The organism is Pseudomonas sp. LBUM1663 (genome assembly GCF_059695905.1).
On the sequence record NZ_CP166792.1, the window covers coordinates 3516714 to 3540624 of the forward strand.

The 23911-nt window shown below is 60.9% G+C and carries 17 protein-coding genes and 2 riboswitches; of the genes, 8 read left to right on the forward strand and 9 right to left on the reverse strand.

Going from position 1 to position 23911, the window contains the following annotated elements:
* Position 1 precedes the first annotated feature (1 nt).
* From ACA075_RS15980 to cobW, 5 genes are all read right to left on the reverse strand, one after another.
* A complete protein-coding gene (locus ACA075_RS15980; protein ID WP_497293771.1) occupies positions 2–1648 on the reverse strand; it encodes a phospholipase D-like domain-containing protein in 1647 nt (548 codons plus the stop codon).
* Between the two features lie 188 nt (positions 1649–1836).
* Entirely contained in the window at positions 1837–2382 is a 546-nt protein-coding gene (locus tag ACA075_RS15985; protein WP_497293773.1) for a vWA domain-containing protein, read from the reverse strand.
* Between the two features lie 119 nt (positions 2383–2501).
* A complete protein-coding gene (locus ACA075_RS15990; RefSeq protein WP_219097218.1) occupies positions 2502–3500 on the reverse strand; it encodes a magnesium chelatase ATPase subunit I in 999 nt (332 codons plus the stop codon).
* Positions 3501–3695: 195 nt separating this feature from the next.
* Positions 3696–7562, reverse strand: coding sequence for a cobaltochelatase subunit CobN (cobN, locus tag ACA075_RS15995; RefSeq protein WP_497293776.1), 3867 nt, complete (start codon positions 7560–7562; stop codon positions 3696–3698).
* A gap of 3 nt (positions 7563–7565) precedes the next feature.
* The gene (gene cobW / locus ACA075_RS16000; protein WP_046048481.1) at positions 7566–8627 is read right to left on the reverse strand and encodes a cobalamin biosynthesis protein CobW; all 1062 of its coding nucleotides are present in this window, start codon (positions 8625–8627) and stop codon (positions 7566–7568) included.
* Between the two features lie 96 nt (positions 8628–8723).
* Positions 8724–8938: riboswitch (cobalamin riboswitch) on the reverse strand.
* Positions 8939–9166: 228 nt separating this feature from the next.
* Positions 9167–9394: riboswitch (cobalamin riboswitch) on the forward strand.
* 118 nt (positions 9395–9512) lie between these two features.
* Here cobW and ACA075_RS16005 point away from each other — a divergent pair.
* The 4 genes from ACA075_RS16005 (at position 9513) to cobM (ending at position 11674) form a co-directional block, all read left to right on the forward strand.
* Positions 9513–9704, forward strand: a complete 192-nt coding sequence (locus ACA075_RS16005) for a CbtB domain-containing protein (protein WP_497293778.1) — start codon at positions 9513–9515, stop codon at positions 9702–9704.
* Positions 9705–9715: 11 nt separating this feature from the next.
* Positions 9716–10420, forward strand: a complete 705-nt coding sequence (locus tag ACA075_RS16010; protein WP_497293780.1) for a CbtA family protein — start codon at positions 9716–9718, stop codon at positions 10418–10420.
* A complete protein-coding gene (locus tag ACA075_RS16015) occupies positions 10417–10830 on the forward strand; it encodes a cobalamin biosynthesis protein (RefSeq protein ID WP_497293781.1) in 414 nt (137 codons plus the stop codon). Before ACA075_RS16010 ends, ACA075_RS16015 begins: the two co-directional genes overlap by 4 nt.
* A 97-nt stretch (positions 10831–10927) precedes the next feature.
* Positions 10928–11674: a precorrin-4 C(11)-methyltransferase gene (cobM, locus tag ACA075_RS16020; protein ID WP_497293783.1), complete on the forward strand. Its 747-nt coding sequence runs from the start codon at positions 10928–10930 to the stop codon at positions 11672–11674.
* 98 nt (positions 11675–11772) lie between these two features.
* Here the strand turns inward: cobM and nfuA are convergent, their stop codons facing one another.
* The 3 genes from nfuA to ACA075_RS16035 all read right to left on the reverse strand — a co-directional run bounded on the left by nfuA (position 11773) and on the right by ACA075_RS16035 (position 15839).
* Entirely contained in the window at positions 11773–12357 is a 585-nt protein-coding gene (gene nfuA / locus ACA075_RS16025; RefSeq protein WP_007898222.1) for a Fe-S biogenesis protein NfuA, read from the reverse strand.
* Positions 12358–12414: 57 nt separating this feature from the next.
* Complete coding sequence (locus ACA075_RS16030; RefSeq protein WP_497293785.1) at positions 12415–13449, reverse strand: acyltransferase family protein; 1035 nt, start codon at positions 13447–13449, stop codon at positions 12415–12417.
* A 104-nt stretch (positions 13450–13553) separates the two neighbouring features.
* A complete protein-coding gene (locus ACA075_RS16035) occupies positions 13554–15839 on the reverse strand; it encodes a fatty acid cis/trans isomerase (RefSeq protein WP_497293787.1) in 2286 nt (761 codons plus the stop codon).
* 155 nt (positions 15840–15994) lie between these two features.
* Between ACA075_RS16035 and metH the strand changes: the two genes are divergently transcribed.
* Positions 15995–19705, forward strand: a complete 3711-nt coding sequence (gene metH, locus ACA075_RS16040; RefSeq protein WP_497293788.1) for a methionine synthase — start codon at positions 15995–15997, stop codon at positions 19703–19705.
* Positions 19706–19954: 249 nt separating this feature from the next.
* The gene (locus ACA075_RS16045) at positions 19955–20173 is read left to right on the forward strand and encodes a DUF2970 domain-containing protein (RefSeq protein ID WP_497293790.1); all 219 of its coding nucleotides are present in this window, start codon (positions 19955–19957) and stop codon (positions 20171–20173) included.
* Here the strand turns inward: ACA075_RS16045 and ACA075_RS16050 are convergent.
* Positions 20170–21243: an ABC transporter substrate-binding protein gene (locus tag ACA075_RS16050; RefSeq protein ID WP_497293791.1), complete on the reverse strand. Its 1074-nt coding sequence runs from the start codon at positions 21241–21243 to the stop codon at positions 20170–20172. The genes ACA075_RS16045 and ACA075_RS16050 overlap by 4 nt on opposite strands.
* A gap of 525 nt (positions 21244–21768) precedes the next feature.
* Between ACA075_RS16050 and ACA075_RS16055 the strand changes: the two genes are divergently transcribed.
* Together ACA075_RS16055 and ACA075_RS16060 are read left to right on the forward strand one after the other, a co-directional pair.
* Positions 21769–23427: a nitrite/sulfite reductase gene (locus tag ACA075_RS16055; RefSeq protein WP_497293792.1), complete on the forward strand. Its 1659-nt coding sequence runs from the start codon at positions 21769–21771 to the stop codon at positions 23425–23427.
* Positions 23411–23905: a DUF934 domain-containing protein gene (locus ACA075_RS16060; RefSeq protein ID WP_497293794.1), complete on the forward strand. Its 495-nt coding sequence runs from the start codon at positions 23411–23413 to the stop codon at positions 23903–23905. Before ACA075_RS16055 ends, ACA075_RS16060 begins: the two co-directional genes overlap by 17 nt.
* Positions 23906–23911 lie beyond the last annotated feature (6 nt).

The following is a 23911-nucleotide window of genomic DNA, read 5'->3' on the forward strand; positions in this document are numbered from 1 at the left end:
ATTACTGCCCGGAAAAACGCAGTCGGGACAACTGACGCAAATCCCCCTCGACATAATAATCATCAGTCCAACTGTCATCCGCCACCAACGGATGCACCTCCTTGAGCGCCAGTTTCTTCGCGAAATACCGAAACCGGTAATGCTCATAAAACCGCAGCAATTCCAGACCATAACGATCGGCCAGGTCGGTATCGCCGCGAATGATCAGGTAGTTCTCGTCATTGCTGTTACTGGCCGCCGCACTGAGGTTATGGCTGCCGCTGATGATCGTCGGTGAATCGCTGGTGAAATCCGTGACGATGGCTTTGGTGTGCACCAGCAGATTGCCCTTCTGGCCTTCCTTGCTTTCCATGAGCCAGCCTTCCAGGCCGGTGTTGAGCAGCGCCACCGTAGTGAATTCGGCGCTGCGGTCGGCATGAAACCCGGTGATTTTGCTCGCGGAGTTTTGCAGGCCGTAGCGCAGGATGTCGTCGTGGGGCTTACCGAGCAACGCGTTGAGGATGGCGGCTGGCAAGGTGAACGCGGTGACGAACAGCAGGTCTTTCTTCGCCGCACTGATGATATCGACGAACTCATGCAAGTCGCCCTGACCCGAGCGTGGGGAGAATCCGGCAAACAACGGTTGGCTCGGGTCCATCGGGTTATGTTCGGTGATCCACTGTCGCGTGGCGCCGACATCCGCCGGTGTATTCCAGACCTGCTCGAACGTTTGCAGATAACGGGCGCCGACCTGAGCATCGTCCAGCACATGCACCACGTTGGCCTGACGGTAAATTCCGTTGGGGGTGAAGTTGGTGCTGCCGCAGAGCACGGCTTCTGGCTGGCGCAGACCCGCTGCATCCAACCGGCTCAGGACCATGAACTTGTTATGAAAAATACTGTGGGTGACGCGCCCGCGCTTGTTTGCCGTCGGGATCTTTTCCAGGCTGGCCTCGTTCATGGCGGTGGTGTCTTCGCCCGGTTGCGCGTGATACAGAACGCGAACGTGCACCCCGCGCTCCTGCGCCGCGTTCACCGCCTCGACAATCACCGGCAACTGGTACTCGTAAATGGCGACATCCAGTGCCCACTCGCTACCAACGGCACGCTCGATAAAACCCAGCAAACGCCCGAGCAGACCATTCTCCAGCCATTGGCGCGGGGCATCGGGCCAAGCTTCGAGGGGCAATCTTTCCTTGCCGCTGAGGAGCGCGTCGAGCTCGGGAAACTTGCGCTGGAATGCCTGACTGGCGGCCACGGCGCGGTTGAAATTGACACTCTGGTTGCCGGGATGGCCATCGTCGGAAGTGACCGTCACCTCCAGGGATTCACCCAGTTGCGGCGCATCGGCGCTGCCGTAGGCCAGATAGACCCGATACTGGATCGTCAGCCCCGGATTGACCGCGTAATCGGCCCAGCGAAATTTCTGCAACGGCGCGATATTGCTGGGGGTGGCGTGGTATTGAGGGAAGGTATGGGTCTTACCCGGGAACGTCAGGCTGTTGAATAGAAACTGCCAGGGTTTGTCGCCCTGCTGCTTTTCGATGGCGAAACCCAGCAGGCCTTTGCGGCGGGGTTCGGCCACATCCATGGCCAACAGCACGCCATTGGTGCCGGCATAGGCTTTGACGCGGAAATCGTTCTGATGGTTAACGGCAAGTGCGCGCATGATTCACTCCTGTGATCGAATGCACTCAGAGCATAGGGGAGCGATGCGGATTCGCCATGATTCTCCGGGACCGGGGTGATGCCATCGCGAGCAGGCTCGCTCCCACAGGGGATCTGCAGCGTTCACCAATCTTGTGGGAGCGGCGGTGCGACTTGCTCGCGAAGGGGCCCTTGCAGACAACACAGCCCTTATCCTGAAACCAGCTCATCAATGTGCCGATAATCCGCATGCAAATCTGCCGCCATCTGTCTGGCCCGACCCAGCCGAATCGGCCCGCGCTCGATATCAATCAATAACCCCGGGCAGTCCAGCACTGGCAACCCCGGCCAGTTCTTCAATCGCCCATCGGTCACCAGCAGCAGCCTTTGCTGTTCCGCCGGAAAGCGTTTTTGCCGTGTCGCCAGCCAACGCCCCGCTTCGCCCAACGCCGCCAACAACGGCGTGCCGCCGCCCGCGCCCAGACCATCGAGCCAGGCACGCAACCCCGCTGACGCTTTCAAGCCTTCTACCTGCCACTTCGGCGCCTGACCGCTGGCGGTCAACAACGCAAGGCGCGCGCGTTGGCGATACGCATCGTCGAACACTTGCGCGAGCAAACCCTTGGCGTCGCTCAACGCCTGATGACGGCGAGTCGAGGCCGATGCGTCGACGATCACCAGCCACAGCTCATGGGAGGAACGCGTGCGCAGGTGGAACAGCACATCTTTGCGCTGACGCGGCCGACCATTGAGCAAAGTGCCGGGCCAGTTGATCGAGCCGCTGTGCGCGGCGTGGCGCTTGCCTTGTTTACCGTTATCCAGCCGGCCTGCGCGGGGTCTGGCATTCGCCCCCGCGTCAGATCGAGGGCGAATGCCTAGGGCTTTTTTGGCCAGCTCGGCACTTCACGTCGGGCGCCAACCGGCAGCGCCTGAGCGGGCATTTCGCCCCATTGGCCCTGGCCTTCGCTCGGGCTGGAAGATTGCGCCGAGGGCGACTGATTGTGTTGCGGCGCTGGTGGCGATTGCTCGCGACGACGATGACGCAGGGCAAACTCGGCGACGGCGTCGATGTCTTCCTCACCGATGGCGCTCGCCCCTCGCCATGCGGCGTGGGCACGGGCCGCGCGCAACCAGACCAGATCGGCACGCAGGCCATCGACACCGGCGGCGAAACAGCGTTCGGTGATCTGCGCCAGTGCGGCATCATCCAGGGGGATGTTCGCCAATGCGCCGCGCGCCTTCTGGCAGCGTTCACGCAGGGACTGCTGCTGGCTTTCCCACTCGACGCAGAAACCCTGGGGATCGCTGTCGAAATCCAGACGCCGACGGATGATCTGGCCACGTTCGGCCGGTGCGGTATGGCCACTGAGGGCGACGTTCAGGCCAAAACGGTCGAGCAGTTGCGGACGCAGCTCGCCCTCTTCCGGGTTCATGGTGCCGATCAGTACAAACTTCGCCGAATGCCGATGGGAGATGCCGTCGCGCTCGATCAGGTTGGTGCCGCTGGCGGCCACGTCGAGCAACAGGTCAACGAGGTGATCGGGCAGCAAGTTGACTTCGTCGACGTACAGCACACCGCCGTCGGCCTTGGCCAGTACGCCGGGGGAAAATTGCGCGCGGCCTTCGCTCAGGGCGGCGTCGAGATCGAGGGTGCCGACCAGCCGTTCTTCGGTGGCGCCCAGGGGCAAGGTGACGAATTGCCCGCTGGCCAGCAAGTCCGCCAGGCCTCGGGCGAGGGTTGACTTGGCCATGCCGCGCGGGCCTTCGATCAGCACGCCGCCGATTTTCGGGTCGATGGCGGTCAGATAGAGGGCGAGTTTCAGATCGTCGGCGCCGACCACGGCGGAGAGCGGGAAATGGGGGGTGTCGGTCATCTTCAATACTCGGTCATGGTCCGTAACAGCGATCTCAAGAACACACTCAAAACCTGTGGCGAGGGAGCTTGCTCCCGTTCGGCTGCGAAGCAGCAGTAGATACTGACACTAAGGTCTGCCTGACAAAATGTGCATTCAGGTTTTTGGGCTGCTGCGCAGCCCAGCGGGAGCAAGCTCCCTCGCCACAGGTCCATTTCAGCTGTCTTCTTCTATATCCAGCAACAAGTTTTCCAGGGCCTCGCGATACGCGCCCGGTTCCTGCCACATCCCCCGCTGCTGCGCCTCGAGCATGCGCTCGGTCATGTCGCGCAGTGCATGCGGATTATGCTCACGCACAAAATCCCGGGTTGCCGGATCGAGCAAATACGCATCCGCCAGCAACGCATACTGATGATCGTCGATCAACTGGGTCGTGGCGTCGAACGCAAACAGGTTATCGACCGTCGCAGCCAATTCGAACGCGCCTTTATAGCCGTGACGCTTCACGCCGTCGATCCACTTCGGATTCGCCGCCCGGGAGCGGATCACCCGGTTCAGCTCTTCCTTCAAGGTGCGGATCTTCGGCAAGTCCGGCTGACTGTGATCGCCATGGTAACTGGCCGCCGCTTCGCCGCTGAGGCTTTCCACGGCGGCGAGCATGCCACCCTGGAATTGGTAATAGTCATTGGAATCGAGCAGGTCATGCTCGCGATTGTCCTGGTTTTGCAACACGGCCTGCACCTGACTCAGACGCTGGGCGAATTGTTCGCGGGCGGCGGTGCCTTCATCGGACCCGCCGTAAGCGTAGCCGCCCCAGTTCAGGTAAACCTCGGCCAGGTCTTCGCGGCTTTGCCACAGACGGCCGTCGATGGCGCCCTGCACGCCTGCGCCATAAGCACCGGGTTTCGCCCCGAAGATGCGCCAACCGGCCTGACGCCTGGCCGCGTCTTCATCCAGGCCTGATTGCATCAGCGCTTCACGTTCGGCGCGCACTTTGGCAGCCAATGGGTTGAGGTCGTCTGGCTCGTCCAGCGCGGCGACCGCTTGCACGGCGGCGTCGAACAGGCGGATCAGGTTGGCGAAGGCATCACGGAAGAATCCGGACACACGCAAGGTCACATCCACCCGCGGACGGTCGAGCAAGCTCAGCGGCAGGATTTCAAAATCGTCGACCCGCTGACTGCCGGTGGCCCAGACCGGGCGCACGCCCATCAGCGCCATGGCCTGGGCGATGTCGTCGCCGCCGGTGCGCATGGTCGCGGTGCCCCAGACGGACAGACCGAGCTGACGCAGGTGATCGCCATGGTCTTGCAGATGCCGTTCGAGAATAAGGTTGGCCGACTGGAAACCGATGCGCCACGCGGTGGTGGTCGGCAGGTTGCGTACGTCCACCGAATAGAAATTGCGCCCGGTCGGCAGCACGTCCAGACGACCGCGACTCGGTGCGCCGCTGGGGCCGGCCGGGACGAAACGACCGCCCAGGGCGTCGAGCAGGCCACGCATTTCTGCGGGGCCGCAGGCGTCCAGGCGCGGGGCGACGACTTCGCGCAGGCTCTCAAGGATGGCGCTAACTTCAGTCCACATAAAACCCTGTGGGAGCGGGCTTGCCCGCGAAAGCGGAGTGTCAGGCGACAATGAGTTATCAGATACACCGCGTTCGCGGGCAAGCCCGCTCCCACAGGGATTGTGGTTGGCTTGAGATGGGTTCAGTTTCAGCGAGATCAACTGGGCGGCGAAAAGCTCCAGCCGTTCGCGGGTATCGCCAGCCGTGCGCCACACTTCATCAGTAACGCTCAGCAGCTCTACGGGCCGCGGACCGGTCCACGGCTCAGCCAACGCACAATCCAGCGGATCAAACCCCAATTCGAACGCCCTGGCCAACGCCCGCAGCAGACTCGATTGCGCACCCCGTCCATCGCCACGAGGAATGCGCAACAACGCCAACAACGTGTCGACGCGCAAGCGCCCGGTCGGCGACTCGCCAAAGATGTGCAGCCCATCGCGGATCTGCGACTCTTTCAAGTCGCACAGGTACGTGTCCAGCCGCGGCAACCAGATCGCCGCATCAGCGTCGCTGTTGAGCTTGTCGTCCAGTTGCAGTTCTCGGTCGATGTGCGTGTCGCGCACCAGTTGCAGGATGTCGCGCTGCAACTCTCGGGCGCGGCGCGGATCGAGCAATTGCGCTTCGTAATACTCGTCGGCCAACAACTCGAGGTTGCGCAGCGGACCGTAGGTTTCGGCGCGAGTCAGCGGCGGCATCAGGTGGTCGATGATCACCGCTTGGGTGCGACGCTTGGCCTGGGCGCCTTCGCCCGGGTCGTTGACGATGAATGGATAAATGTTCGGCAGCGGCCCGAGCAGCGCGTCCGGCCAGCAATTTTCCGACAGCCCGACGCCCTTGCCCGGCAGCCATTCGAGGTTGCCGTGCTTGCCGACGTGAATCACGCCGTGGGCGCCATAGGTGTTGCGCAGCCAGAAGTAGAACGCCAGGTAGCCGTGGGGCGGCACCAGGTCCGGGTCGTGATACACCGCACTCGGATCGACCTGATACCCCCGCGCTGGCTGAATCCCGACGAAGGTGAGGCCAAAGCGCAACCCGGCGATCATCATACGTCCGTCACGGCACATCGGATCGCTTTCGGGCGTGCCCCAACGCTCCAGCACCGCTTGCTGATTGGCTTCGGGCAATCGGTTGAACATCTGCCGATAGTCGTCCATCGCCATACTTTGCGCGCAGGGACGCTGATCAATGGTGTCGAGGTCGTTGCTGACACCGCCGAGCAACTGTTGAATCAACGCAGTGCCGCTGTCCGGCAACTCGGCGGGCAACGGATAACCTTCTGTGTACAGCGCCCGCAGGATGTTCAGCGCGGCGGCCGGGGTGTCGAGGCCCACGCCATTGCCAATGCGCCCATCGCGGGTCGGGTAGTTGGCGAGGATTAGCGCGATGCGTTTTTCGCTATTCGGCACTCGCGCCAGGTCGATCCAGCGCCGTGCCAGTTCGGCGACGAAATCCATGCGCTCCGGTTGCGCCCGATAGCACACCACGTCCGACTGACTGCGCTCGCTGCGCCAGGCCAGGTCCTTGAAGCTGATCGGCCGGCTGATGATCCGTCCGTCCAGTTCCGGCAGCGCGATGTGCATCGCCAGATCACGCGGGCCGAGGCCCTGTTCACTGGCAAGCCAGCCCGGCTCGTTGTCCTGGGCGCAGATCGCCTGGATCACCGGAATGTTGCGTCGAAACGGCCGCAGATGCGGCGCTTCGGGGCTGGATTGAGCGAAACCTGTGGTGTTGAGGATCACCCCAGCCTCGACTTCGTCCAGCAGGTCCTCGACCACCGTCAGGCAGCCGGGTTCTTTCAGACTGGCCACAGCAATCGGCAACGGGTTCAAACCCGCCGCCTGCAAACGCTGGCAGAAAACATCGATGAACGCGGTGTTCGCCGCCTGCAAATGCGAGCGATAGAACAGCACCGCCGCCACCGGTTGACCGGCCTGCCAATCGGCTTGCCAATCGTGAAGGTCTGCGGGGCTCTTTTGCGGGTGGTAAATCGCCGTGCGCGGCAGGGTTTGCGGCTCGGCCCAAGCGTAATCGCGATCCAGCCAGCGATTGGCCAGGCAGCGGAAAAAATCCAGGGCATTGGCCATGCCGCCCTGACGCAAAAACTGCCAGAGCCGGTCGCGGTCGTCGGCGGCCACGGTGCTCAGGTCGCTGAGTTCCGGGTCCGGGCGGTCATCGCCGGGCACCAGAATCAGCTGAACACCGCGCTGGGACAGCTCCACCAGACGCTCGACCCCGTAACGCCAATAGGCGATGCCGCCGTGCAACGAAATCAGAATGACCTTGGCATGGTGCAACACTTCGTCGACATACAGGTCGACCGACGCGTGATTCTGCACCTGCATCGGGTTAGCCAGGCGCACGCTCGGGTAATCGTCCGGTAACTGCTGCGCCGCTTCGGCGAGCAGCGCCAGACTGGAGTCGCCGCTGCACAGGATCACCAGCTCGGCGGGGGTTTGTCCAAGGTCGGCGATGTTGTCATCCGACACGAAACCGCCGGGCTGGGTCCTGAGCAGGTGCATGGTTTAAACGCTGAGCGCGGCGCGCAGTTGCGCTTCAAGCAGCGTGGCGTCCAGCTCCTGGCCGATCAGCACCAGACGCGTGGTGCGCGCTTCATCGGCGCCCCACTGACGGTCGAAATGCTTGTCGAAACGCGTGCCCACGCCCTGGATCAGCAGGCGCATCGGTTTGTTCGGAATCGCGGCGAAACCTTTGACCCGCAGGATGCCGTGCTGGACCACCAGTTGGGTCAGCGCATCCAGCAGCAGGCTTTCGTCGGCTTGCGGCAGCTCAATGGAGATCGAATCGAAGGCGTCATGGTCATGATCGTCTTCACCTTCATGATGGTGATCGTGGTGGCTGTGACGGCTGTCGATGTGTTCTTCGGAACCGGCACCGAGGCCGATCAGCACGTCCAGTGGCACGCGGCCGCTGCTGGCTTCGATGACTTTGACCGCTGGCGGCAGCTCTTCGGCGACTTCCAGGCGCACGCGAGCCAGGTCTTCAGGGCTGATCAGGTCGGCCTTGTTGAGGATCACCAGGTCGGCGCTGGCCAGTTGATCGGCGAACAGTTCGTGCAGCGGCGATTCGTGGTCCAGGTTCGGATCGAGTTTGCGCTGGGCGTCGACTTGATCCGGGAATGCGGCGAAGGTGCCGGCGGCCACGGCCGGGCTGTCGACCACGGTGATGACCGCGTCAACGGTGCAGGCGCTGCGGATTTCCGGCCACTGGAAGGCTTGAACCAACGGCTTTGGCAGGGCCAGACCCGAAGTTTCGATGAGGATGTGGTCGAGGTCGCCGCGACGGGCGACGAGTTCGCGCATCACCGGGAAGAATTCTTCCTGGACGGTGCAGCACAGGCAGCCGTTGGCCAGTTCGTAGACGCGGCCGTTGGCTTCTTCTTCCGTGCAACCGATGGAACACTGCTTGAGGATTTCGCCGTCGATGCCCAGCTCGCCGAACTCGTTGACGATCACCGCAATGCGGCGGCCCTGAGCGTTGTCGAGCATGTGCCGCAGCAAGGTGGTTTTGCCCGAGCCGAGGAAACCGGTAACGATGGTGACGGGGAGTTTGGCCAGTGTTTTCATCGGATGCCCTTTGGCAAGGTGGCGGGCATACGGGACGACGACCGCAACGATGATTGCGCGGAAGATTTCGCCACCGGATCACCCCGCCCGGTTGTAGTGAGAATTCGTTTCGAGGCAGGTCTCCTGGCTGACGGTGTGCCGGGCGCTTTGGCCTGGCATTCGCTGCGCCTTCCCGCGAGCCTGTCGGACAGGGTTTGCAGTGGCGTGGCAGCGAACATCACCGTTCACAGTTGCGGGGGCAGCCGCGGCATTGACCGCGTTCCCTTCTTAGCTTCGGCACATGCCGAAGAACCTCGAAAGCGCAAGGCTACGCATGGTGTGGAGGCGGGTCAATGTCTCGTGAGACCTCACGCCCCATTGTGGCGAGGGAGCTTGCTCCCGTTCGGCGGCGAAGCCGTCGCAATACCTGCTTGAGAGGTACGCCTGAAGGAATGCCGGGGGCCGCTTCGCACCCCAGCGGGAGCAAGCGCCCTCGCCACAGGTATTGGGTACCGACTGAGAATCCATGCCAATTGACGCCAAACCCCCGCCCATGCTCTCCTACACGCCTTGTTACGGGTGCCCTTCACAGGGTGAAACGGGAAACCGGTGAATCATGTGCTTTACTCAAAGCCATGTCAGTCCGGTGCTGCCCCCGCAACGGTAAGCGAGCGAAGCGTCAGATCCACTGTGCCAGCAGTTCGGCATGGGAAGGTGATGCTTGCAGGTTCAGGCGAAAGCCAGCGCCCCTCGTGAGCCCGGAGACCGGCCCGCAACACAAAGTGACCCTTACGTCACTGAATAACAAACCCGCGGTGGGCGGGCGCTGTTTGAACCTCTGCGCGCCCGACTCGCAGGGGTCTTCATGCGCTCTATTCACCCGCTGACAGACCAGAGGGATGCGCCATGTCGATCATCAGCAGTACCGACCACAACTCCGCCAGCTCCGCCACAACCCTGAGCCAACGTCTGATCGCCGCCATGTGCGCGTCGATCCTTGGCGCGTGCCTCGTGTATTTCGCCGGTTTCTCGCACATCGAAGCGGTGCACAATGCCGCGCACGATACCCGTCACAGCTCCGCCTTCCCGTGCCATTGAGACCTGCCGACATGATCAAGCGAATTGCGCATACCGCAGGTTTCACCGGACTGCTGGCCGCCCTGCTGCTGACCCTGCTGCAAAGTTTCTGGGTCTCGCCGCTGATTCTGCAGGCCGAAACCTACGAAAAATCCGGGCCGGCCGCTGTTGAAGTTCACGAACACGCCGCCGGTGTCGCCGCTCACAGTCACGACGCTGAAGCCTGGGAACCGGAAGACGGTTGGCAGCGCGTGCTGTCGACCACGGGCGGCAACCTGGTAGTCGCCGTCGGTTTCGCCCTGATGCTCGCCGGTCTCTACACCTTGCGTGCACCGACCAAAACCTCTCAGGGCTTGCTTTGGGGCCTGGCCGGTTACGCGACGTTCGTGCTGGCGCCGACCCTCGGCCTGCCGCCTGAACTGCCGGGCACTGCCGCGGCGGATCTGGCCCAACGGCAACTCTGGTGGATCGGTACGGCCGCCTCCACCGCCGTCGGCATTGCGTTGATCGTGTTCAGCCGCCACTGGCTGATGAAGATTCTCGGCGTAGCGATTCTCGCTGTTCCGCACGTGATCGGCGCGCCGCAACCGGAAGTGCACTCGATGCTGGCTCCGGAAGCGCTGGAAGCGCAGTTCAAAATCGCGTCGCAGCTGACCAATGTCGCGTTCTGGCTGGCCTTGGGCCTGATCAGCGCCTGGTTGTTCCGCCGCAAAAGCGATGGCCAATACCACGCATGATTGATACCCGCGCAGCGCCGACTTTAGTCGTCGGCCTGGGCTGCCAGCGCGGCTGCCCCGCCAGCACGCTGCGGGCGTTGATCGATCAGGCATTGCAGGCTCATCAAATCGAACTTCACCAGATCAAGGCCCTGGCCAGCATCGACTTGAAGCGTAATGAGCCTGGCCTGATCGAACTCGCCGAACAACTCGCGTTGCCGCTGATGTATTTCAGCCGTGAGCAATTGGAAGGTTATAAACCGCAACTCAGCCATCATTCGGACATCGCGTTCGAACGCACTGGCTGCTACGGCGTGGCGGAAAGTGCCGCCCTGGCCCTGGCCGAACACCTGGCCCAGGCACCGGCGAAACTGCTGATTTCGCGACAAAAATATGCTCAGGCCACCCTGGCGTTGGCCTGCGTTGCGTAAGATCCCCGACAATCCCGCCTTCGATCATGAGCAATCTTCATCTGAAGCCTTGCCCAAGCCCCTTTTCTGACAGACTCTTTATTCAAAGGAACGGACGATGACCGTCTACTTCATTGGCGCAGGTCCCGGCGACCCGGAACTGATCACCGTCAAAGGCCAACGGCTGATTCGCAGTTGCCCGGTGATCATTTACGCCGGCTCTTTAGTGCCCGCCGCCGTGCTCGAAGGCCATTGTGCCGAACAGGTGGTCAACAGCGCCGAATTGCACCTGGAGCAGATCATTGAACTGATCAAGACCGCCCATGCTAACGGTCAGGACGTGGCGCGAGTGCATTCAGGTGATCCGAGTCTTTACGGGGCGATTGGCGAGCAGATTCGCTACCTGCGCGAACTCGGGATTGCATTTGAAATCGTTCCAGGTGTTACGGCGACGGCGGCATGCGCGGCGCTTCTCGGTGCTGAACTGACGCTGCCCGACGTTTCACAGAGCGTGATTCTGACCCGCTATGCCGACAAAACCGCGATGCCGGCTGGTGAAGAGCTGGGCAGCCTGGCGCAGCATGGGGCGACCATGGCGATTCATTTGGGCGTGCAGCATCTGGAAAAGATCATCGCCGAACTGCTGCCGCATTACGGCGCAGACTGCCCGATCGCGGTGATTCACCGGGCGAGCTGGCCGGATCAGGATTGGGTGGTGGGAACGCTTGCGGACATAGCCGGGAAGGTTGCGGCGAAAGGGTTTCGGCGCACGGCGTTGATTTTGGTGGGTCGGGTGTTGGGGAGCGATCAGTTCAGCGAGTCGTCGCTGTATCGCGCGGGGCATGCGCATCTCTACAGGCCATAGGGCCTCATCGCGAGCCTGCTCGCGATGGGGCCAGTGATTTTCCCATAAAAAAACGGCACTCACGGGTGCCGTTTTTCATTTCGCAGCGAACACCTTACTCAGTAGTAGGCGTTTTCTTTCTGCGTATGGTCCGTCACATCGCGTACACCCTTGAGCTCGGGAATGCGCTCAAGCAAGGTGCGCTCGATGCCTTCGCGAAGGGTGACGTCTGCCTGGCCGCAGCCCTGGCAACCGCCGCCGAACTTCAGCACGGCGATGCCGTCTTCGACCACATCGATCAGGCTGACCTGACCGCCGTGGCTGGCCAGCCCAGGATTGATCTCGGTTTGCAGGTAGTAATTGATACGCTCATTGACCGGGCTGTCAGCATTGACCATTGGGACTTTGGCGTTGGGCGCCTTGATCGTCAGCTGGCCGCCCATGCGGTCCGTGGCATAGTCGACGACCGCGTCATCCAGGAAAGCTTCGCTGAACGAATCGATGTATGCGGTGAAGCTTTTGAGCCCCAACGCGGTGTCTTCAGGTTTTTCTTCGCCCGGCTTGCAGTACGCAATGCAGGTTTCGGCGTACTGGGTGCCAGGCTGGGTGATAAAGACGCGGATGCCAATACCCGGGGTGTTCTGCTTGGAGAGCAGATCAGCCAGATAATCGTGGGCGGCGTCGGTGATGGTAATAGCGGTCATGGAAACTCCTCGCAGGCTTGGGCGCAGTTTACGCCAATCATCGCGCCGTACAAAGTCCTAGTATTTTTGTCGGGAAAGAGCCGGAGCCGCGTTATTCGCTGATTCGCCGTCGATCCACTCTTTAAGCCACCGATAGCTGCATTTTTCTACATATTCGTAACTTGCCCAGGAAGCCACGCCGATGGCCACCACACAAACGGCGAACATCACGTAAGGATTTAGCCCATAACGCTGTGCGACAAACCCGCCAACCGACAGCACCAACACATGCATCAGGTAAACCGAGTAGGAACAATCGCCGAGCACCCTTAACAGCCGGGAGTTCTCGACATAGCGCTCCAGCGCCATACACGCCATCACCAACACTGCACCGGGGACGCCCCAGGCCAGGAAGCGAGGCTGCGGCGCCAGGTTATAAATCGCCAGCAACGCGCCGCCAATCCCCAACAAGGGCAGCCAGAAACCGGGTTTGATCCAGCCGCGCCGATAGATCATGCCGATGGCGATCCCCAGCAGAAACTCATAAACAATGTCCGAGCGGTAGAACTCGCTGATCCAGCCATAACCGGTCCACGCCTGGCACACCGCAAACAGCAGCGCGCCGACGATCAGCAGCCGAACCTGCAAGCGGAAGAGCAATGCCCAGGCAAACAGCACGTAGAACAGCATTTCGTAGTTCAGCGTCCAGCCGACATTGAGGGTCGGATAGATCCCGTAGCCACCGGGGTTTTCCGTGGGAATGAATAACAACGACAGCAGGAAATGTGACCAATCGACCGTCTGATCCGGCAACACAGGCTGTGCGAACACGACCACCAACGCCATCAGCACCGTGTACAGCCAGTACGCCGGCACGATGCGAAACAGTCGGTACAAGAGAAACCGTGCGGGCGGCAGCGATTTACCTTCGGTGGACAGGAAGATCACCAGGCCACTGATGACGAAAAAGATATCAACGCCCACCGCGCCCTTGTCGATGAACATCTGCCCCACGGGGCCACGGGCCTTGAAGTCGAAGAAAATCTGCATGAAGTGGTGGCAGACCACCGTCCAGGCCGCGACGGCGCGCAGTGCCTGTACTGAAATCAACATCGGCGCTCCTCCGATCGCAAACCCAAAACCACCACACATCCCCGCTCCCACAGGGGTTTGGCGGTGCCTATGAAATCCGACACCTGCCCACGCTTAAAGGTCGATCAAAGATTCTCGTACCGGTTCATGTCCAGCACGCCCTCTTCCACCGGCTCGGTTTCGTGGACGTAGCGACTCAGGTCATGGAAGTAAAACCAGAACTGCGGATGGCTGCGGCGAATGCCCCAGCGTTCGACGACTTTCTCGAAGCGTTGCGCGTCCTTGGCGTTTTCCATCGCATCGACGAACGCCGGCACCTGGTCGGCAGGAATATTGAACATGAAGTTCGGGTAGCTGCTGAGCACACCCGGGAAAATCGTCAAGGTGTCGAGCCCTGGCTGATAGCGCAGCGATTCACCGAGCAGGAAGGCCACATTGCTGTGGGCCCGGTTGCGTAGCAGGCTGTAGATCTCGCGCTTGCCGCTCGCCGTCTCGATGCGCAGCATGGTCGCTTCCGGCAACTGATCGATGACCCTCAAACCGGCCGCCGGGCGTGAAGTCAGGCGACTCAGCGCCTGCTCGGCACTCTGCAACGCCGGGTCGATGTTCGGTCGCGAACAGTAAGCGCCGTCGCAACGGTTGATCGGATCGGGCCTGGCATCGAGCTCGCCGTAACGGGTCAGCAGTTGCATCGCGAAGTCGCGCTTGGGGTCCTTCTCATCCAGTTTCAGTGCCGTCGGCTTGTCATTGTCGATGGCCTCGTAATCCAGCCACATCTTGAACCGGCCGCCGCTCTGGTACCAATCATCGAGGTAATCGTTCCGCGAATCGGCCGGCATCAGGCGCAGGAAATTCTGCTCGGCACCGTTGCGGATCAGATCGAAGTACAGGCGTGTCTGGGCTTGGTGAGACACGTTGCCGAACACGTCGAAGTTGACCACCAACTGATAATACGTGCGCTCCAGCAGCGGATAGTCAAATAGCCAGATAGTTTGCGGCACGTCGCCGATCAGGCCTTTGTTCACCGACGCGCTGTCGAAATGCCGAAAGATGCTCAGCAGCGCGTTGTCGTTGCCCGCCCACAGGGTCGACCAGCTCGGCGCCGGCAGATCGGCGTAATTGTCCCGGCGTAGCGCTTCGTACTCGTTGCGCTTGTCGCGGTAGTCATGCCACAGGCCCAGGACGCTGCCGACATCGTCGTTTTGTCCCGGCATCGCCAACAACGGCGTGGCCTGGCCGCGGTAGTTCGGGTCGGTGATGTAGAGGTCGTGTTCCGGCGCCTGGAACAGCGCCCAGAAGTTGTCACGAATCACGTCCGTGGCGATCTGGCCACGGCAGACCGGGCCGCGAATGAAGGTGCGGACGAAGTATTCGGCGTTATCGAGCATGAACTGATAACGCGCCTGAGCCGGGATCGCTTCAAACGTGCTGAACGGGTTGGCCCGGCGCTCCGGCCCGTATCCCGGCAAGGCATCGACCTGCCAGTTGCCGCTATAGAAAAGGCTTTTGATCCGCGCCATCTTCGCTGCGCTCAGCGGATAGGTAATGTGGGTTTTGTGCACGATCACGCCTTGCACCGGCCACAAACGGTAATAAACCTGCGTGCCCGGATCGTCATTCGCGCGGCGAGTATCGATCAGGTCGATTGGCTGTCCCGTCGGGGTGCGCGAACGCACCCATTGGAAGAAATGCCCAGGCTCACCGTCCTTGAAGTAAATGTGGGCGATAAACCAATGCTCGAACAACCAGCGGCCGACCAGACTTTGCCGGGCTCCCGGAGCGTTGAGCAGATTTTCCCACTGCACCACCTGCAAGGCTTCTTTTGCGCTGGGGACCAGGCCTTGCTCATCAATGGGCGCCCCGGAGGCCAGCCAGCGCTGGAGCGTCTGGTATTGCTGGTCGGTCAGGCCGGTGACCGCCAGCGGCATGCCTTCTTTCGGGTGGGTACTGGCGTAGCCGTCGAACTCCGTCGGCATGGCGCACATGTTTTCCCGGTTCAGGCCCAGGACGATGTCTTCCGGCAACTTGGCGTTGGGTTGCAGCGGGGTTGTGTGACCCAGCTCCAGCATTCGCGCCATCAATGCCGCCTGGCTGCCTTGGGCGTCGAGTACCGAATAGAAGCCCTTCTGCTGCCAGGCACGCTTGCCGAAAGCGTCATAGAACAACCGGGTCGGCGCCGCGGCCTGACTGCGTTCGCCGTCGTAGACCGGGGTTTTGGTCGCGCCACGCGCCACCCCTTCGCCGCTGCCCAGATTGAGCTGACAGGCGGAGTCGTAGCAGGCATGGCAGGCCACGCACTTTTCGGTAAAGATCGGTTGAATGTCACGCGTGTAGGAAATCGCCGGACCCTGCGCCACGGCATCCCAGCTTATAAGCAGCATCAAAATGCTGGTGATGACGCGATACGACATGTCCCTGGTCCCGATCCTGAAAAATCGCCGCGATTCTACCGTTCCGGCTCTCGCACCAACATGAGCGATATTCATGCAAATCCGGGACATGCTCTAAAAGCGCACAGGTTTGCTATCATCCCGGCCCTTCGTCATGGTCTTTCCGAGTAGTCCCAATGTCCGATCGCAGTGTTCGCCTTCAAGCTCTCAAGCACGCCCTCAAAGAGCGCATTCTGATTCTCGATGGCGGCATGGGCACGATGATCCAGAGCTACAAGCTCGAAGAGCAGGATTATCGCGGCAAGCGCTTTGCTGACTGGCCAAGCGACGTCAAAGGTAACAACGACCTTTTGGTGTTGACGCGCCCGGACGTGATCGGCTCCATCGAGAAAGCCTACCTGGATGCCGGCGCCGATATTCTGGAAACCAACACGTTCAACGCCACCCAGGTTTCCCTGGCCGATTACGGCATGCAAGGCCTGGCATACGAATTAAACGTAGAAGGCGCGCGCCTGGCACGCAAGGTGGCCGACGCCAAGACCCTGGAAACGCCTGACAAGCCGCGCTTCGTCGCTGGCGTGATCGGGCCGACCAGCCGCACCTGCTCGCTGTCGCCGGACGTGAACAACCCCGGCTACCGCAACGTGACCTTCGATGAATTGGTGGAAAACTACACCGAGGCCACCAAAGGCCTGATCGAAGGCGGCGCCGACCTGATCCTGATCGAAACCATTTTCGACACCCTGAACGCCAAAGCCGCGATCTTCGCCGTGCAAGGCGTGTTTGAAGAGTTGGGTATCGAACTGCCGATCATGATTTCCGGCACCATCACCGACGCCTCCGGCCGAACCCTGTCCGGCCAGACCACCGAAGCGTTCTGGAACTCGGTAGCCCACGCCAAGCCGATCTCGGTCGGCCTGAACTGTGCCCTCGGTGCCAGCGAATTGCGCCCGTACCTGGAAGAACTGTCGAACAAGGCCGGCACCCACGTTTCGGCGCACCCGAACGCCGGCCTGCCGAACGAATTCGGTGAGTACGATGAACTGCCGTCGGAAACCGCCAAGGTCATCGAAGAATTCGCCCAGAGCGGTTTCCTCAACATCGTCGGCGGCTGCTGCGGCACCACGCCAGGCCACATCGAAGCCATCGCCAAAGCCGTGGCCGGTTATGCGCCACGTGTCATTCCGGAAATCCCGAAGGCTTGCCGCCTCTCGGGTCTGGAGCCGTTCACCATCGATCGCAGCTCGTTGTTCGTCAACGTCGGCGAGCGCACCAACATCACCGGTTCCGCCAAGTTCGCCCGGCTGATCCGTGAAGACAATTACACCGAAGCCCTGGAAGTGGCCCTGCAGCAGGTTGAAGCCGGCGCCCAGATCATCGACATCAACATGGACGAGGGGATGCTCGATTCGAAGAAGGCCATGGTGACCTTCCTCAATCTGATTGCCGGTGAACCGGACATCTCCCGCGTGCCAATCATGATTGACTCCTCGAAGTGGGAAGTGATCGAAGCCGGCCTGAAATGCATTCAGGGCAAGGGCATCGTCAACTCGATCAGCATGAAAGAAGGCGTCGAGCAGTTCATTCACCACGCCAAACTGTGCAAGCGCTATGGCGCCGCCGTGGTCGTGATGGCGTTCGACGAAGCCGGTCAGGCCGACACCGAAGCGCGCAAGAAAGAGATCTGCAAACGCTCCTACGACATTCTGGTCAACGAAGTCGGCTTCCCGCCGGAAGACATCATTTTCGACCCGAACATCTTCGCCGTGGCCACCGGCATTGAAGAACACAACAACTACGCTGTGGACTTCATCAACGCCTGTGCCTACATCCGCGACGAACTGCCCTTTGCCCTGACCTCGGGTGGCGTGTCCAATGTGTCGTTCTCGTTCCGCGGCAACAACCCGGTGCGTGAGGCGATCCACTCGGTGTTCCTGCTGTATGCGATCCGCAACGGTCTGACCATGGGTATCGTCAACGCCGGCCAACTGGAGATCTACGACCAGATCCCGGCCGAGCTTCGTGATGCTGTCGAAGACGTGGTGCTCAACCGCACGCCGAACGGCACTGACGCTCTCCTCGCCATCGCCGACAAGTACAAGGGTGACGGCAGCGTCAAGGAAGCCGAGACCGAAGAGTGGCGCAACTGGGACGTCAACAAGCGTCTGGAGCATGCGCTGGTCAAGGGCATCACCACGCACATCGTGGAAGACACCGAAGAATCGCGCCAGTCGTTCACGCGTCCGATCGAAGTGATCGAAGGCCCGCTGATGTCCGGCATGAACATCGTTGGCGACCTGTTCGGCGCCGGCAAAATGTTCCTGCCGCAGGTGGTGAAATCCGCCCGCGTGATGAAACAGGCCGTGGCTCACCTGATTCCGTTCATCGAGCTGGAAAAAGGCGACAAGCCGGAAGCCAAGGGCAAGATCCTGATGGCCACGGTAAAAGGCGACGTGCACGACATCGGCAAGAACATCGTCGGCGTGGTGCTCGGTTGTAACGGCTACGACATCGTCGACCTCGGCGTGATGGTCCCGGCGGAGAAAATCCTGCAAGTAGCCAAGGAGCAGAAGTGCGACATCATCGGCCTGTCCGGTCTGATCACGCCGTCGCTGGATGAAATGGTCCACGTGGCCCGCGAGATGCAACGTCAGGATTTCCATCTGCCGCTGATGATCGGTGGCGCGACCACCTCCAAGGCGCACACGGCGGTGAAGATCGAGCCGAAGTACAGCAACGATGCGGTGATCTACGTCACCGACGCCTCCCGCGCCGTGGGCGTGGCGACGCAGTTGCTGTCCAAGGAATTGAAACCGGCGTTCGTCGAGAAAACTCGCCTGGAATACATCGATGTTCGCGAGCGCACTGCCAATCGCAGCGCCCGCACCGAACGCCTTAGCTACCCGGCGGCCATCGCCAAGAAGCCGCAGTTTGACTGGAGCACTTATGCGCCAGTCAAACCGACCTTTACGGGTTCCAGAGTGCTGGACAACATCGACCTCAAGGTTCTGGCCGAATACATCGACTGGACACCGTTCTTTATCTCCTGGGACCTGGCCGGCAAGTTCCCGCGCATTCTCACGGATGAAGTGGTCGGTGAAGCGGCTACCGCGTTGTATGCCGATGCCCAGGAAATGCTCGCCAAACTGATCGACGAGAAACTCATCAGCGCCCGTGCGGTGTTCGGCTTCTGGCCGGCCAACCAGGTGCGTGAGGATGACATCGAAGTCTACGGCGATGACGGCAAGCCGATTGCCAAGTTGCATCACTTGCGTCAGCAGACCATCAAGACCGACGGCAAGCCGAACTTCTCCCTCGCCGACTTCGTCGCGCCGAAGGACAGCGAAATCACCGACTACGTGGGTGGTTTCATCACCACGGCCGGGATCGGCGCTGAAGAAGTGGCCAAGGCTTATCAAGACGCTGGCGATGATTACAACTCGATCATGGTCAAGGCACTGGCCGACCGACTGGCCGAGGCGTGTGCCGAATGGTTGCACCAACAGGTCCGCAAGGAACACTGGGGTTACGCCAAGGATGAGACGCTCGACAACGAGGCGCTGATCAAAGAGCAATACACCGGCATCCGCCCTGCCCCGGGCTACCCGGCCTGCCCGGATCACACCGAGAAAAGCACCCTGTTTGCCCTGCTCGACCCCGAAGCCAGCGAAATGCAGGCCGGCCGCAGCGGCGTGTTCCTCACCGAGCACTACGCAATGTTCCCGGCAGCAGCGGTCAGCGGCTGGTACTTCGCTCACCCGCAGGCGCAATACTTTGCAGTGGGCAAGATCGACAAGGACCAGGTGCAGAGCTACACGTCCCGTAAAGGCCAGGAACTGAGCGTGACCGAACGGTGGCTGGCACCGAACCTCGGGTACGACAACTAACCCAGTGTCATGGCCACAATACTGTGGCCAACAAAGATCCCCTGTGGGAGCGAGCTTGCTCGCGATAGGGTCATGTCAGTCAGTATCAATGTTGACTGTCAGGACCCCGTCGCGGGCAAGCCCGCTCCCACAGTTGTTTTGGGTCGCCCACAAATGTCTGGTTGAGCCTGATCTCGCTCCCACAGGATGTGTGCCATCCCCAAAGTGATTGTCTATGCTTAGCTCTCACACATAAGTGACGAGGGGTTTATGGACGATCCAGTCGACAACAAGCCGCCGACGTTCTGGCAGATGCTGCACAGCGTCCTGGCGGCGGCGTTCGGGGTGCAGAGCGGGAAGAACCGGGCGCGGGACTTCACCCACGGCAAGCCGAGTCATTTCGTGATTTTGGGGATTCTGTTCACGGCGGTATTTGCATTGACGCTGTTCGGCATCGTGCAGCTGGTGGTGCATCTGGCCGGGCGTTAGCGCATCAGGGTTTGCAGGCTGAACGGATAGCGATAGGTCGTCGGCCGCCCCTTGGCCGAGAGACGACGGAAATTCACCCCGTAATCCGGAGACGCGCCCATGGCCAGCAATCGTTTGGCCTGGGCCTTGTTGATCAGTTGAAGTAACGGAATCAGCTGGTCGCGCCCGCCGTACTGGTCCAGATCCACGCCCCGCTCCAGGTCATGCAACTCCACCAGCGCCCAACCGCCCAATGTGAAGTGCCCGCCCAGCAACACGCTCATGCGACCGTCAACCATCGCCTGCAATGCGGCGGGCGACGTATTCACCCCGCTGAACAAGGCATCTTTGCCGGGCACGCCACCCGCCTCCGAAAATGCCTGCATGGCGCCAAACGCCATTTCGTCATTGGCAGACCACACCAACGAGGCCTTCGGGTAACGCCGGAACAGCAATTTGGCCTGTTCATAGGCCCGGTCCCGGTTCCAGCCGCCGTAAACCAGTTGGCGCAAGCGTACTTCCGGGTGCTCGGCCAAGGCGCGCATCATGCCTTGCTCGCGCAGTTGCGCCGACGGCGTGATCTTCAGGCCGGAAAACGCCAGTAACTCGATGATCTGACCGGGCGCCACCGGTGGATGCTGGCGAATCAGCTCCTTGAGCATCAGGTAGCCGCCCTCCTCATCGTTCGGCACCAGGCTGCCCAATCGATCGGAACGCTCGCCCAGCAGGCTCAGCTGATTGGGTGTCAGCGCAGCGTTGACCGTAAACAGCTTGACCCCACTGCCTTGAGCCAGGCGCAGGATTTGCGGAGCGACATATTGTTCGTTGACGAACACCAGATAGTCCGGCCGCTGAGGGCCTTGCAGCGCCAGGCGGGCTTGTGCCACGGTGAGCTCGGGCATGCGTTGGGAATAGAGAATGCGCAGATCTATGTGCAGATCCTTGGCGGCCGCCTGCATGAATTGCGAATAGCTGATCCAGAAGGCCTCATCCGTCTTCCCCGGATTGAGGAACAACACCGACTCTGCATGCGCGACAGGGCCGTAAGCCGCGCCAAGCATCAGCAGGAAGGTGTAGACAAACTTCAACATTAACGCCCGAGCCCCCGGAAATTTTCGCCGCGCATTATAGCCAGCGAAGTCCCGGTAAACGGCGTTTATTCCGGTTTTCGTCCGACAATCGTCGGAACCGGGCCCGGACGGGGTCGGTTATTGATGACTGACCCAAAATACTGCGGTGCCCACGACCAGGATGATCAGGAACAGAATCGCCCAAGCATCGACCGTGCTATCAGGTTTTGTCGCTTTGGTAGGGTTGCTCATTGCATCGCCTCTTGTCGGTTTTATCGGTGATTGCATAAAGACTCGACCACAGTAAAGACGACGATTGCCCTCACGACAAATACGGGTTTATCAATAACAGATCTTGTTAGTCGTTTTGGTTCTTTACATATACTCAAACATCACTTTTGCGCATAACTGCAAACTGGTATCTTGCCCCGGCTCCGTAGGGAGTGCGCGGCCGTGCGCGCAGAATTGCCGAGGCAGTATCGGAGACTTCAGCAAGCGAAAAACGCAACTGGAACCGACCGGCCCAAGCCTGAGAACAGGACTTATATGTACGTATACGACGAGTACGATCAGCGGATCATCGAGGACCGCGTCAAGCAGTTCCGTGATCAGACCCGACGCTATCTGGCAGGCGAGCTGAGCGAAGAAGAATTCCGCCCCCTGCGCCTGCAAAACGGGCTCTATATCCAACGCTTCGCGCCGATGTTGCGGGTGGCGGTGCCTTATGGCCAGCTCACTTCGCGCCAGACGCGGATGATGGCCAAGATTGCCCGCGACTACGACAAAGGCTACGCCCACATCAGTACCCGGCAGAACGTGCAGTTCAACTGGCCGGCGCTGGAAGACATCCCGGACATCCTGGAAGAACTGGCAACCGTGCAGATGCACGCGATCCAGACCAGCGGCAACTGCCTGCGCAACGTCACCACCGACCAGTTCGCCGGTGTCGCAGCCGATGAGCTGATTGACCCGCGCCCTTGGTGTGAGATCGTTCGTCAGTGGACCACGTTCCACCCGGAATTCGCTTACCTGCCGCGCAAGTTCAAGATCGCCATCAACGGTTCGACCTCCGACCGTGCGGCCATTGAAGTCCATGACATCGGCCTTGAGCCGGTGCACAACGCTGCCGGCGAACTCGGCTTCCGCGTGCTGGTGGGCGGTGGACTCGGCCGTACACCGGTGGTGGGCGCGTTCATCAATGAGTTCCTGCCGTGGCAAGACCTGTTGAGCTATCTCGACGCCATCCTGCGGGTCTACAACCGCTATGGCCGGCGCGACAACAAGTACAAGGCGCGGATCAAGATTCTGGTCAAGGCCCTGACGCCTGAAGTCTTCGCGCAGAAAGTCGACGCGGAAATGGAGCACCTTCGCGGTGGCCAGACCACGCTGACCGAGGCTGAAGTGCACCGTGTCGCCAAACACTTCGTCGACCCGGACTACAAGGCCCTGGACAATCAGGCGGCTGAACTGGCCGAGTTCGACAAGCAGCACCCGGGCTTTGCCCGCTGGCGCACCCGCAATACCCTGGCCCACAAGAAGCCGGGCTATGTGGCGGTGACCCTGTCCCTGAAGCCGACCGGTGTTGCACCGGGCGACATCACCGACAAGCAGCTCGACGCCGTGGCCGACCTGGCCGATCGTTACAGCTTCGGTCAACTGCGCACCTCCCACGAGCAGAACATCATTCTGGCCGACGTTGAACAGTCCCAACTGTTCGCGATGTGGGGCGAGTTGCGCGAGCAAGGTTTCGCCACGCCGAACATCGGCTTGCTGACCGACATCATCTGCTGCCCTGGCGGTGATTTCTGCTCGCTGGCCAACGCCAAGTCGATCCCGATCGCCGAGTCGATCCAGCGTCGTTTCGAAGACCTGGACTACCTGTTCGACATCGGCGAGCTGGACCTGAACATCTCCGGCTGCATGAATGCCTGTGGTCACCACCACGTCGGCCACATCGGCATCCTCGGGGTGGACAAGAAAGGCGAAGAGTTCTACCAGGTGTCCCTCGGTGGCAGCGCGAGCCGCGACGCCAGCTTGGGCAAGATCCTCGGCCCGTCCTTCGCCCAGGAAGCCATGCCTGATGTGATCGAGAAACTGATCGACGTGTACATCGAACAACGTACCGAAGACGAGCGTTTCATCGACACCTATCAGCGTATTGGCATCGACCTCTTCAAGGAGCGCGTCTATGCAGCGAATCATTAAGAACAACGAAGTCGTCGACGAAACCTGGCACTTGTTGCCCAAGGACTTCAACATCGACGAGATCAGCAACTGCGACGACCTGATCGTCCCGTTGCAGCTGTGGCGCGAGCACAGTCGTATGCTCAAGGCCCGCGATGGCGGTCTTGGCGTGTGGCTGGATGCCGATGAAGAAGCCGAGGAAATCGGTGACGACGTCGATCAGTTCAAGGTAATCGCCCTGAACTTCCCGGCCTTCACCGATGGCCGCAACTACTCCAATGCGCGTCTGCTGCGTGACCGCTATGGCTTCAAAGGCGAACTGCGGGCGATCGGCGATGTGCTGCGCGACCAGCTCTTCTACATGCATCGCTGCGGGTTCGACGCCTTTGCCATTCGCGCCGATAAAGACCCGCATGAAGCCCTTGAAGGTCTCAAGGACTTCTCGGTGACTTATCAGGCCGCCACCGACGAACCGCTGCCGCTGTTCCGTCGCCGCTGATACCGG

Coding starts and splice junctions, on each gene's coding strand:
- ACA075_RS15980 (WP_497293771.1), bottom strand. CDS start 1,648: ATGCGCGCACTTGCCGTTAACCATCAGAACGATTTCCGCGTCAAAGCC.
- ACA075_RS15990 (WP_219097218.1), bottom strand. CDS start 3,500: ATGACCGACACCCCCCATTTCCCGCTCTCCGCCGTGGTCGGCGCCGAC.
- cobN (WP_497293776.1), bottom strand. CDS start 7,562: ATGCACCTGCTCAGGACCCAGCCCGGCGGTTTCGTGTCGGATGACAAC.
- cobW (WP_046048481.1), bottom strand. CDS start 8,627: ATGAAAACACTGGCCAAACTCCCCGTCACCATCGTTACCGGTTTCCTC.
- ACA075_RS16005 (WP_497293778.1), top strand. CDS start 9,513: ATGTCGATCATCAGCAGTACCGACCACAACTCCGCCAGCTCCGCCACA.
- ACA075_RS16010 (WP_497293780.1), top strand. CDS start 9,716: ATGATCAAGCGAATTGCGCATACCGCAGGTTTCACCGGACTGCTGGCC.
- ACA075_RS16015 (WP_497293781.1), top strand. CDS start 10,417: ATGATTGATACCCGCGCAGCGCCGACTTTAGTCGTCGGCCTGGGCTGC.
- cobM (WP_497293783.1), top strand. CDS start 10,928: ATGACCGTCTACTTCATTGGCGCAGGTCCCGGCGACCCGGAACTGATC.
- nfuA (WP_007898222.1), bottom strand. CDS start 12,357: ATGACCGCTATTACCATCACCGACGCCGCCCACGATTATCTGGCTGAT.
- ACA075_RS16030 (WP_497293785.1), bottom strand. CDS start 13,449: ATGTTGATTTCAGTACAGGCACTGCGCGCCGTCGCGGCCTGGACGGTG.
- ACA075_RS16035 (WP_497293787.1), bottom strand. CDS start 15,839: ATGTCGTATCGCGTCATCACCAGCATTTTGATGCTGCTTATAAGCTGG.
- metH (WP_497293788.1), top strand. CDS start 15,995: ATGTCCGATCGCAGTGTTCGCCTTCAAGCTCTCAAGCACGCCCTCAAA.
- ACA075_RS16045 (WP_497293790.1), top strand. CDS start 19,955: ATGGACGATCCAGTCGACAACAAGCCGCCGACGTTCTGGCAGATGCTG.
- ACA075_RS16050 (WP_497293791.1), bottom strand. CDS start 21,243: ATGTTGAAGTTTGTCTACACCTTCCTGCTGATGCTTGGCGCGGCTTAC.
- ACA075_RS16055 (WP_497293792.1), top strand. CDS start 21,769: ATGTACGTATACGACGAGTACGATCAGCGGATCATCGAGGACCGCGTC.
- ACA075_RS16060 (WP_497293794.1), top strand. CDS start 23,411: ATGCAGCGAATCATTAAGAACAACGAAGTCGTCGACGAAACCTGGCAC.